Genomic DNA, 12495 nt, shown 5'->3' with positions numbered 1-12495 from the left:
GCAGGAATTTGCCAGTGATTTGATTTTCTTCTTTGCATTTTCTCTGTTTAGTGATAAAGTAATAAGGTAGTTTCCATGGCAGAATACGACATGGAAACAGAAGGTAAATCTAATTCATCATACTTAGGAGGAAATTATGTCTGCTTCAAATTCATCTGTCAGCAAAAAAAATGCGTCTGTCTTTGAGCTGAGCGGTGTTCCGGCGTTCGGACAGGCTCTTCCCCTGGCACTGCAGCACGTAGTCGCCATGATCGTGGGCTGCGTCACTCCGTCCATCATTATCGCAGGAGTGGCCGGGATCAGCGACAGCGACCGCGTCATCCTCATACAGGCTGCACTGTTCTGCTCCGCCATCAGCACGCTTCTGCAGCTCTTCCCCTTTATTAAATTCGGGAACTTTCAACTTGGAAGCGCTCTGCCTGTCATCATGGGTATCAGCTTTGCCTATGTGCCAAGCATGCAGGCCATCGCAGGCACGTACGACATTGCCACCATTCTGGGCGCCCAGGTAGTGGGCGGCGTCATTGCCATTATCGTTGGTCTTTTTATCCGAAAGATCCGCGTCCTGTTCCCGCCCCTTGTGACAGGAACTGTGGTCTTCACCATCGGTCTGTCTCTTTACCCCACAGCTGTCAACTACATGGCCGGCGGAACATCCAGCGAGACTTACGGTTCCTGGCAGAACTGGCTGGTAGCCTTCTTTACGCTGGCTGTCGTGACAGGGCTGAATCACTTCGCGAAAGGCTTTCTGAAACTGGCCTCCATCCTGATCGGTATTATAGCCGGCTACATCCTTGCCATTCCTTTCGGCCTTGTGGATCTGTCGGGTGTACAGTCCGCCGGATGGTTCCAGCTTCCCCAGCCCATGCATTTTTCCATGAGCTTTGAGCCCTCTGCCTGTGTGGCTATCGGTCTTCTCTTTGCCATCAACTCCATCCAGGCCATCGGAGATTTCTCCGCCACCACATCCGGAAGTATGAACCGCATGCCGGAGAACAAGGAACTCCAGGGCGGCATTGTCATGTACGGAATCAGCAACATCCTGTGCGCGTTCTTCGGAGGACTTCCCACAGCCACTTACAGCCAGAACGTAGGTATCGTCACCACCACCAAAGTCATCAACCGGTGCGTGCTGGGACTGGCAGCCATCATTCTGATGATCGCCGGCTTTGTGCCGAAGTTCTCCGGACTTCTGACCACCATCCCACAGTGCGTGCTGGGCGGCGCCACCATCTCCGTGTTCGCCTCCATCGCCATGACGGGTATCAAGCTGATCTTCCAGGAAGAGATGAACTTCCGCAACACGTCCATTGTGGGACTGTCCGTTGCGCTGGGCATGGGGATCACCCAGGCTTCCGGCTCCCTGGCAGCTTTCCCGGAGTGGGTAACGACTGTATTTGGAAGCTCACCGGTAGTGGTTGCCACACTGATGGCTATTCTTCTGAACATCATACTGCCAAGGGAAGAAAAATCCGCTCAATAAAGCCATATAGCAAAAGAGGATGCCCCATCGGCATCCTCTTTTTTATCTTCCCAAAACTATATTTTCCGCGCCTCTACTCCACCAATCTGAGCTGCTCTATGAGGGGCTGCTTTTTCTGCCTCTTTACGATCCACACGGGAGCTGGTCCGCAAGGGGAACTGCGTCATCACCGGCCGCTGCGCCGACTACATACTCCGGGACGATCCGGCCTGTCTGCGTGTTTTCCTCCAGGCGCCTCTCTCCTACCGGCTTGGCCGTGTCATGACACGGGAGGGACTGAATGAGGAGAAGGCGCGCCAGAAAATCCGTCAGACAGACCAGCACCGGGCAGAGTACTACCACTACTACACCCGGCGCCCCTGGGGCTCCGCCCCCAACTATCACCTCTTCCTGGACACCCGGATGGGGGAGGATTTTATCCAGGATACAGTTATAAAGGCAGCCCGCGCTCTTGGTCAGAGCTGAGAGCGACAGCTGCTGTCAGGGAAGAAGGATCTCCATATTCGGAATGACGTACGTTCACTCTTTTCCTGTCCTGCGTTTTCTCCTCTCACACATAGATCTCCGAGAATTTCTCCGCACTCACGGGCCTGCTGTAGTAGTATCCCTGGCCCTGAACACAGCCCATCTCCCGCACCAGTCCTTCATCCTCCTCTGTCTCCACCCCCTCTACCACGGTCTGTATCTGCAGATCCTTCGTCAGCTCCACCACCTTATTCATGATGATAAGCTGACGCCTGTAATCCTCCTTCGGATTCTGCAGCCGCAGCAGAAATTCACGATCTATCTTCAGCTCGTTTATCTTCAGGCTGGCCAGCGTGTTGAGAGAGGAATATCCACTTCCAAAATCGTCCATGGAAATCCGGAAGCCCATCCTGGTCAGCCTGGCGATCCTCTCGTTCAGCTCCTCGATATTCTCCATAGCCAGCCCCTCCAGTATCTCCAGCGTAATGAGGCTGGCCGGAACTCGGTACTTTTCCAGAAGCGCCTTCAGCTTGTCAATATAATCCGCCTCATAAAACAGAAGCTTTGACTGATTGACAGACAGGGGCAGCGGCTTCTTGCCCTGGTCGATCCAGGACCGGATCTGCGCACATACCTTCTCTACCATATACATGTCCAGCTCGGCGCAGAATCCATTGCTCTCAAATACGGGAATGAACTGGCCGGGATAGATCATCTTCCCATCCTCCGGGATCCATCTCACCAGCGCCTCCGCACCACAGACCTTTCCCGTGCCCAGATCCACCTTGGGCTGAAGATACATGTGGAACTCTTCCCTTTCCAGGGCTGTCGCCATGTGGCTCTCCACGTAGTTTTCCAGTATCTCGTCCTCGTGGAGTCTGGTGTCGTAAAACCATATGCTCTTCTTTAATGACTGTCTGGCAGTATTTAAAGCAAATTTCACATGAGTCATACTTTTCTGCACAGAGGGCTCCTCATCCTTTACATCTGTTCCGATCACCCCACCACAGTAAAGCATGATCTGATAGCTGCCGTTATTGTTCACTACGTACCCGCTTATCTCGGCCGTCATCTCTTCCAGTCTTCCACGTATCACTTTCCTGTCCGTATCCCGGAGGAGGATGTAGAACAAGTCATCTGTGCTCCGGCAGAAATATTCTCCGTCCTTTATATGAGACTCTATTGCTTCTTTAATGCGGCACAGCAGCTGGTCCCCTTTCCGGCTGCCAAAAATCTCATTGAAGAACTTGAACTGGCGCACATTCATGGCTATCAGACTGTATTCCTGAGTTCCTTCGATGACCTCCGAGGCATCCTGCTCGAACCTCGCAATATTGCAGGCGCCTGTCACAGGGTCATACCAGGCACTTCGGATCAGTCTGTGGTTACTCCGGTATATCTGCCGGTAGCCATAGAAAATGAACAGCAGGAGAGCCAGCAGAACAGCCACGGTCAGACTCCTCATGCTTGTCATAAACTGATAGATGCTGCTGTTCACGCTCTGTGCCATCTGTACGCTGAACAGATACCATCCATTTATCTCAAGCGGCTCCAAAAGGATCTGATAGGTCATGTCTCTGTACGTAAATTCTGATGCGCAGGCTTCTCCCGCAGCCATAGCCTTCCTGATTCGCTCCTGCTCCTGTGGCGCTATATAGTCCCCCTCATAAATATTCTCTGTTTTCTCCTCGACCACTCCGTCCTCTGAGCGCACGAGGATTGTGCCATTATCTGAAATCAAATGGATATATCCCTGTCCTTTCAGGATTGTCCTGTCCTGCAGGAGCTCCTCAAAGGTCTCCGCACCCACTCCGGCAACAAGAGCCCCCGCAATCTCCTCCCCCGAATATACCGGGACCGCATAGGCAAACACATTTTTCTCTGTGCCCCGTGGATGATATATTTTAGAGATCCCATTCTCTCCACACCATGCGTCCTTCACCACAGCCTGCACATTTTCATCCATGTCTTCCAGTGAAAGCTCGTCTTCGATCATCGAGTCCACCGTCACATTAATCCCCCTCCCGGAGGTATCAAAATATCCCATACGGTCAAATTCCGTATATTGCTTTGAAGCGAGAAGCCCTCTCATAAATGCATTTGTATCCATTTTCCCAAACTGGAGGAAGCAGGCCAGCGTGTTCAGTGTCTGGAGATCCCCCTCGGTCTGCCTCTGGATATTAATCTTGTACTGCTCAGTATTACTTTCCATCTGTCTGGTCAGCGCATTTTGCAGTATACCTCGCAGGTGGAAGGACACTACACTTCCCCCTGCAATGATCATAATACTCACCGCAATGACCACAACTGTCATCCGGTTCAGGCGTTTTCTTAAAGTCCTTTCATTCATGTCTCTCTCCTGTATCAGATGCTTTACATGCCGTTTTTCTGATCCGCTTCCCAGATTTCACAGTACCCTTTTTTCTTTTTTACCCTGTACAGGACCTGATCTGCCATCTTGTATAATTCCAGAAAGCTTCTCGGCCGGCTCCCATATATGCCGCCTATGGACACCGAGGTGCCGCTCAAGGGATATTTTTTCTCTGCCTCCTCACCGTACATGCGGATCACCTCATCGGCCTTTCTCCTGATCGCCTGCATGTCCTTACAGGGATAAGCCAGCACGGCAAATTCATCCCCTCCCACGCGTATCACCACGTCTGTCTGTCGGAAGATCTGCTTGAGTATCCTCCCGGTAAAATGAAGCATCCGGTCTCCCTCCTCGTGGCTGTACAGATCATTGACTTTTTTGAAATTGTCCAGGTCGATCATGAAGAAGGCGTAAGGCATGGGGATTTTCATTCTCTCGGCAATCTGTATTTCCCCGCCGCGCCGGTTATAGACCTCTGTCAGGAAATCCCGGGAGGACTCCTCCATAAGGCGGATCCGGTTCTGGACATCCTCCGAAATATCCACAAGAACGCTGATGACTGCCTCCCTGCCGTCCTCGGTAACAATCCTCCTCCCTACATCCTGCACCCACAGGTAGCCGCCCGTTTTCTTTTTGATCCTGTATTCCATGACATACTCACCGTCTGTCTCCATCCTGCTGCGGATGAGCTCCGCAACTCTGTCCGCATCCTCCTCATAGATCGCATTGGCCACTCTGCTGTTCACGGCATTCACAAACTCTTCATAAGTATATCCCATCATTTCCAGCATTGTATCGTTGATAACATACAGCGGAAAGCCTTCCTCAAGGTATCTGCCAATCACACCTCCGGGGATCATTCCACACATAATGTCCAGGAGAAGCTTCTGGGTTCGCTCGTTGAACCTGGCCGCCTGCCTGGACAGGAAGCGCAGGGGGAAGAACTCCTCTTTTTCCTGCGACCTGCTGGCCTCCGACATGTGCATGGCACTCGCCAGCCATCTGCCCTCCACTCTCCGGAAGGAGGCGGAAAAACGAGTCTGATAAAACATCAGCTCTCCAAGTCCCTTCTCCGGTGTAGTCCTGACCTGGCAGAAGCAGGTCCCCGCATCCTCCCCCTCAGGCTTCTCTCTGTACTCCAGTATCTGATAGCCGATAGGCTCCGGCATTGCTTCAATCTCCATCCTTAGCAGGCCCTCCAGATTCTCCCTTCCCACGGCAACCTCATTCTCTCCGGTCCCGATGCTGTACACATCCTCTGTTACGAGCGCCAGCGTCTTCTCAATATCTCTTTCCACTAGGTAGGAACGAAAAAATTCATCCAGGACCGGGTACAGCTCCGGCTTCTCAAACGCCGGCAGCTCTTTGACTGTCAAAATATCTTTCATGCGCTATCTCTCCTTCACACCTGTTCTGATGACTGTCTGTCATTTTTTCTGTGTCGTACAGCAGGCATCCGCCCTTCAGGTCTCCAATAGCAGGATCAGTCCTGTGCTCCGAGGCTGTCAATGATCGTGATAACAAGCCCGCGTATACTGTTCTCTGTTGTCCGGTAGGGAGCGATGCGGAGTGTATAATAGCGTCCGTTCATGGCCGTCACCTCCCTGTCAATGGGTACAAGATTTTTGGAGACCTCCTTTGCGTCCTTTACTATATCCTCCTCAGGAAAGCTGTGGGCAAATATCTGCAGGGAGCGCCCTACGTCATGCTCCATGAGCTGGAACTCTCTCCCTACATACTCGGTAAACTTTCTGATATTCAGATTACTGTCCACAAACAGGATACCGATCATGGTGGAGGACAGGAAATTGGACAGATCATTTGTCAGCATAGTCAGCTCGTCCAGCTTCTGCTGATATTCCGTATTCACCGTGTACAGCTCCTCGTTGACAGACTGAAGCTCTTCGTTGGAGCTCTGGAGCTCCTCGTTGGCTGTCAGCAGCTCCTCGTTGGCAGCCTGCAGCTCTTCGTTCACCGTCTCCAGTTCACCAATGGTGGACTTCAGGTCGTTCCGGGACTCGTGCAGCTCCTGCTCCAGATCAGCGATCCTGCGGGCCGCCGTGGTATCCACATCGTATTTTTCAGTAATTCCATCCGTTTCCACGTTCCGGTTCTCCACGAACAGAACTGCCACCAGCCCGCTCTCTTCGTTCCGATGCCCCGGCACCGGACTGACTGTCAGATCGATCGTCCGTCTCCCCCCAGAACAATCCACGACAATCCCCGTGTAGGTTACTGTTATATGCTCTGCTCTGCACCGGTTCAGAGCAGTGGAAGACACCAGGCTCAGATCCTTGTGGATCATACTGAAAAAGTTAAAGGTCGCCTTTCCCGGTGCGATCCGCAAAAAGTCCTGGTAATTTCCAAAGAAATGGATCACCTGGTTGGCCTCATTCAGGACAACAGAGGCCGGGAGAAAATCCTCCAGAAAATGTACATATGTGCTCTCCAGCGTATAATCGCCCTCATTCCTGTTTGAGACACTGATATTTCTTGGTGACACAGTCTGCACATTCGGTATATTGAATGACGGCGGCGTTAATTCATCCACCTTTCCCTCCCCCCTGTGTATGTATATCTTTTCCGCATTGCAGACAGGTACAAACACGCTCGTGTATTCTCCCGCTGTCTCGCTTTTCCCCAGGAACAGATAGCCTCCCTTCTTCAGCGCCGAATGAAAGATGCCAAACAGCGATCTCTGAAGCACGGGCTGGAAGTAGATCATAACATTTCTGCAGCTTATCAGGTCCAGCTTTCCAAACGGAGGATCTGAGAGCATGTTATGGGGTGCAAAGATGATCATCCTCCGGATTTCCTTGGATATCACATACTGGTCGTTCTTTTTGCTGAAAAATCTGGCCAGACGCTCACTGGACACATCATCCAGTATACTCTCCGAGAACACTCCTTTCCCGGCCTGTTCGATCGCCTTGGCGTCCACGTCCGTTGCAAAGATTTTAATATCTCTCTGGACATTCAGCTCCTCAAGCACCTCCCTGAACAAAATAGCGATCGAATAGGCCTCCTCTCCTGTGGAGCAGCCTGCACTCCATATCCGGATCGGCTCTCTCTCCCCCGTGCGCTCCACAATATTGTGAACGACATTCTGCTTTAGCTTCTCAAAAAATTCCGGATCACGGAAGAAGTTCGTAACGCCGATCAGGATCTCCTTTACCAGGATATTAGCCTCATCCGCTTCCGTGGCCAGCAGCTTCACATACTCCGCCAGACTGGGACTGTGGGTGACCACCATGCGTCTCTCGATCCTGCGGAGCACAGTCGTGCGCTTATAGTTTGTAAAATCAATCCCACTGACCTTCTTCAGGACAGAATAGATCCTTGGAAACATTTCATCATCCGAGAACAGCACCTCCTGCTCCTGGGGGCGAATCAGTGTGGGATAATTTGAAAAATTCAGGATCTCATCCACGATTTCCTCCGGCGACAGCACAAAGTCCGACAGCCCCGTATTGATGGCGCTTCTGGGCATCCCGTCAAATTTTGCTGTATCCGGCCTCTGCACGATCACCAGGCCCCCGTGCTCCTTGACAGCCTTGATCCCGCTTGTGCCGTCAGTCCCGGTTCCCGACAGGATGACCCCGATGGCACGTTCTCTCTTCTCCAGAGCCAGCGATATAAGAAAAACATCGATGGGGTGGTTGAGCTGCCCCGGCACGATGTCCGACAGTACCAGCCGGTCATCCCGCAGAGACAGATTTTTCTTTGGAGGGATCAGATAAACTGTATCCGGATGGATCTCCATCCCATCCTCGGCCTGCCTCACCGTCATCTCCGTGTGTTTTCCCAAAATATCCGCCATCAGGCTTTTGTAGTCCGGCGACAGATGCTGGATCACCACATAGCTCAGGCCGCTGTTGCCAGGCATATGCTGAAAGAACTGCTGCAGGGCCTCCAGTCCGCCGGCAGATGCGCCGATCCCGACAATCAGCGGACTTTTGAGCGACTGATCTTCTCTGGTAGTTTCCATTGTTTGATTTACCTTTGTCATGTACATCCTCCTTACCAGCATTATGCATCAAAATATTTTTTCTCAAACATGCGGGCCGGCATCGGCTTCGCGTAGTAGTAGCCCTGTCCGTACACACAGCCCGCTCTCAGGAGGGCCTCGGCCTGCCGCTGTGTCTCCACTCCCTCCGCTATGCACTTCATTCCGAAATTTCTGCATATCTGCGTGATGTTCTCCGCCATCATGCTGCTGATCTCATTGTCCGGTATATCGTTTACCAAGGTGCGGTCCATCTTGACTGTATGGAACCTGACATTGCTCAGCAAAGAGAGATTGGCGTAGCCGGATCCGAAATCATCCAGTTCAAATCGGATGCCGCACTGCCGAAAACGTTCAATGATCTCCGCCAGCGTAGCCTTCTCAATGTCACCTGCCGTCTCTGTAATCTCCAGTTCTATCTGCTCCGCGGGCACCTCCGGATACCGGCTCTGGATCGCCAGGACAGAGGCAAACGTGGTCGAGTGGAACAGGGTCACTCTCGATATATTGATGGATACCCTGATCGGCGGATATCCTTTGTCCCGCCACTCGCTGAGCTGACGCAGCACCAGCTCCAGCATCAGCAGATCAAGCTTGCGGATTGTGCCATCCTGCTCCATTTTTTCTATGAAGCCATCTGGCAGCAGAATGCTGCCATTGATCCCTATCCGCCTTACCAGCGCCTCAGCCCCTGTCAGGCTTCCGTCACGCATATCTACCTTGGGCTGAAAATAGGGGACAAAATCCTTCTGAGACACCTCTGCCTTATGCCGGAGTCCCTCCAGGGCTCCGCCTCTCTCCGTCACAGGCTCCTTCACGTTTTCATTGTGCATGATACTCTGGGCTTCCTTCACCATATGCCTTGCCGAAAAAACTCCTTCAGCCCACACACATCCTATGCGCACCTGCCTGGGATATCTCCGCTGGATTATCGTGCGAAGTCTGGCGCATCGCCCGTTGAACACCTCCTGGATCGTGTTGGGAAACAGGACGACAAATTCAGCATCCCAGGTCCTGAAAATGGATGTCTTACCAAATACATTCGCCAGTGTTTCCGCTATATAGACCAGCATCTTTTTTCCGTACTCAAAGCCATAGCTGCTGTTGATCGACGAATAGTTGGGAATGTCAAGTGCCAGAACTCCCATGGAGCTGTATGAGCCAGAATCCATGGAGCAGACCGCCTCCATATATGAGCTTAGATTCGGAAGCCTGGTCAGCGCATCCTGTTTCTCCCGCAGCACGCTGTCTGCCATATTGTGAAAACGATCCTCCTCTCCGCTGATATAAGGTGCCAGCGTCCGCAGGAGCGCCATATCCTCCATATGCCTCTGTGCGTTTTCAATGCACAGAAAGCCGCTGATCTCCTCGCTTCGCTGAAGAGGATATGTAATAAAATGCCATCTCTCCGGCCCATCTCCCCGGTCAGATGTCACTCTCCGGCAGTCTGTCGTGACCGGTGCCCTTCTGCTGCAGCAGCTCCGCAGCAAAGGGATCCTGCTCATCCGGGCACCCTGTACAACACTGCGGATACTCTGCTTTGCCGGAGCTGTCCATTCCCAGACCATATCCACCGCCTGCCTGTCTGTGGAAAGCTTCAGAATGTATGTCCTGTCTGCATCATAAAATCTGCCCAGATCGCGCAGCACATCTGACAGGGATGACTCCAGAGACCTTGCAGACAGCATATCCGCCACACAGCGGAAGGCCTCCGCCTGCTCTCCTTCAGAGAGAGGCCTCTCAAGCTCTCCCTCATCCACAGGTATGCTCCTCTCCCACTCTGCCCTGTACAGCCCTGCCCACGTCCACTCTTCATCCTCTGTGGGAAAGAATACTGTATCCACCGCCATGTATTTCCCCTGTTCACTCAGGAAGCCGGCTCTCAGCAGCATGCTGTCATAATCCGCTTCGTCTGTCTGGCTGGTCACCGTCCCTGCCACAAAGCGCAGATCATTTATCTCAGGGATATCCGCCATGGCCACCCGCAGATAAGCGAAGGCGTCTTCAATTCTGTGCTTGACATCAAACCTGGAAGACGAGTCCGGGATAAAAGCCAGTATGATCTCCGGGCTGTACTGTCCTACCACGCAGTCCATTCCCAGCGCCATAGTGAGGGCGACCGCAATGAAGCGTCGGAGTCTGTCGCTCCTCTCATCTCCCATGATGCGGATCAGTGAAAGCGCGCACTTCGTCCCTCTGCTGTTCTCAATGAGTGCCTTTGCGATCTCTCTCACTGTCTTCATGTCATAGAGCCCGGTGACAGGATCCCGCATGATCCCATCCCCCGCCAGCTTTTCCCGGTCATGGCATAGCTGTGAATCCAGATAACAGGCATACATGTGTACATCGCCGGTATTGACATTCCTTACCAGATTTACGACAGCTCTGAGCCACCCGATATGCCCTGCCTCATCCACATTCCTGTACTCCTCCGCAGACCAGAGCACACCATTTTCATACTCCCTGATCAGCTTCTCCCTCAAAAACCTTTCCTGAAAACTCCTTTCATCCTTCCGGGCAAACAAATATCGTTTTTCAACTTCCAGAATCTGTGAGTAGGTTTTCCCCCATGTCCACGCCGTCTGGTCAATCCCTCCAAGCCAGATTTCCTCAACCGCGTCCTTTGTCAGGTTTACCTTTGTGCGTATCAGCAGATGCCGCCGGACGATCTCCGGAAGCGGCCGCCGTCTCATCACGCTGCTGCCAATCCCCGCCAGCCCTGGAAGCTTTGCCTGGACCCCCACCGCCTTCAGCGGCCGGCCCTCTTCGTCGTAGGTCATACGGTAGGACATGGAAACCCATCCATAGCTGTGGCTGGCAGAGTCCCGCATCATAAAATTCCCCTTCCCCGCCGTTCTTCCACTTATCATCTCCTCGGCAAATTTCCGGAAATCCTCCGCCGAATCGGGATGAACGATCCTCCTCTCCAGAAAGAAGCGTGGAAAATCTGTCACTACTGTATCCTGCTGGCATTTTTGCTCGTCCACATTATAGATATTAAAGGTGCGTCCTCCTATGTCCACCTCCCACAGGACATGGGGAGTCTGCCGGAATGCTACCCGCAGCCGTTCATTGCTCACCCGAAGCTGCCTCTCTGTTCTTATCAGCTCCGAGATATCCGTGGACAGCTCCAGCATGACCGGATTTTCTCTGCCGGGATAGGCCACCCTCGCAGCCCTCACATGGCGCCATACCCATTTATCACCATCGACACAGATCCGATGAATATGGTCTGTAGCTCCCTCCTTCTTTGCTCCTTCCCGAAGCGCCTCCTCATAGTCAGCTTCATAATCCGGGTGAATGCCGATCTCTCTGATGCCGCAGGGGACCGGAAGGGAGTCCCTGTCCCTTCCCAGCATTTGATACAGCCCGTGGCTGGCATAGATGAGCCGGATCTCAGTCCCTATCTCCAGCAGTCCGATCCCACTGTCCATATATTCCATGAGAGTGTTTACCGAGATCCCGGAAATATCCTCCTCCGATCCGCCGGTCTGTATCCGAAGCTCTTTCCGGTTGGTCAGGATATAGAAGCTTCCACGCCCGCTCTTTTTCGCTTTATAGAGAGCGGCAGCCGCCTGCCCAAACAGCCTTTCAAAGCTGATCCGCCTTCCGTATGCAATATACACACCTATGCAGGCCGTCACCCGGATCTTGGGAGCCTCCTCCGGCCTATACTGTACGCTTTCACACAGCGCTTCCGCCTGCCTGACAATTTCCTCCTCCGTGAAATCGCCGGAGAGAAATACAATAAATTCATCGTTTCCAACCTGACTGACAATATCTGAAGCCCTGAACACAGAGGAGAGCATATGGCCCATATGCTGTGTGACGCACTCCTTCTCTTTCTCTCCATAATGTTCCACGATTTCCGCAGTATTGTCTATATCAATCAGGAAAATGACACACTTGTCATTTTCCTCCATACTCCTTAAATGCTGCGAAATATACCTTTGGGCCGCCTCTCCGTCCAGCAGCTCCATTGCCCTGTCTTCCCCCCGCATCCCAGGTTCCTCCTGTTGTCATTTCTTTGGGAACAAAATCTGTCTTTTTATCCCGTAGGCTCCTATTCCTCTATCTCATTATAAGTTTTATCCTGCGGAGTTTCAATGTAAAATTGTGACAGGAGAGACCATTTTGTTCCTCCCGGGATGAACAATAGAAAAGGCCGGG

5 protein-coding genes and 1 pseudogene are annotated in these 12495 nt (G+C 52.4%); 2 read left to right on the top strand and 4 right to left on the bottom strand.

Annotated features, from left to right (window positions below):
* The first annotated feature begins 136 nt into the window (after positions 1-136).
* Both B5E62_RS01440 and B5E62_RS01435 read left to right on the top strand, forming a co-directional pair.
* A complete protein-coding gene (locus B5E62_RS01440; protein ID WP_087172968.1) occupies positions 137-1483 on the top strand; it encodes a uracil-xanthine permease family protein in 1347 nt (448 codons plus the stop codon).
* A 132-nt stretch (positions 1484-1615) separates the two neighbouring features.
* Positions 1616-1948, top strand: a pseudogene (locus B5E62_RS01435) (AAA family ATPase); the annotation flags it as partial.
* A gap of 85 nt (positions 1949-2033) precedes the next feature.
* On the opposite strand, the gene B5E62_RS01430 reads toward B5E62_RS01435, so the two are convergent.
* The 4 genes from B5E62_RS01430 to B5E62_RS01415 form a co-directional block, all read right to left on the bottom strand.
* Entirely contained in the window at positions 2034-4298 is a 2265-nt protein-coding gene (locus tag B5E62_RS01430; RefSeq protein WP_087172966.1) for a bifunctional diguanylate cyclase/phosphodiesterase, read from the bottom strand.
* Positions 4299-4321: 23 nt separating this feature from the next.
* Positions 4322-5707, bottom strand: a complete 1386-nt coding sequence (locus tag B5E62_RS01425) for a diguanylate cyclase (RefSeq protein WP_087172965.1) — start codon at positions 5705-5707, stop codon at positions 4322-4324.
* A gap of 95 nt (positions 5708-5802) precedes the next feature.
* Complete coding sequence (locus B5E62_RS01420) at positions 5803-8328, bottom strand: chemotaxis protein CheB (RefSeq protein WP_162610240.1); 2526 nt, start codon at positions 8326-8328, stop codon at positions 5803-5805.
* A gap of 20 nt (positions 8329-8348) precedes the next feature.
* Positions 8349-12326: an EAL domain-containing protein gene (locus B5E62_RS01415; RefSeq protein ID WP_087172963.1), complete on the bottom strand. Its 3978-nt coding sequence runs from the start codon at positions 12324-12326 to the stop codon at positions 8349-8351.
* Between the last annotated feature and the right edge of the window lie 169 nt (positions 12327-12495).

Origin of the sequence: Lachnoclostridium sp. An118 (genome assembly GCF_002160985.1) — a bacterium.
Classification (GTDB): Bacteria; Bacillota; Clostridia; order Lachnospirales; family Lachnospiraceae; genus Claveliimonas; species Claveliimonas stercoravium.
Note: the sequence above shows the minus strand (reverse complement) of the source record. Positions and strands in the feature narration are given on the sequence as shown.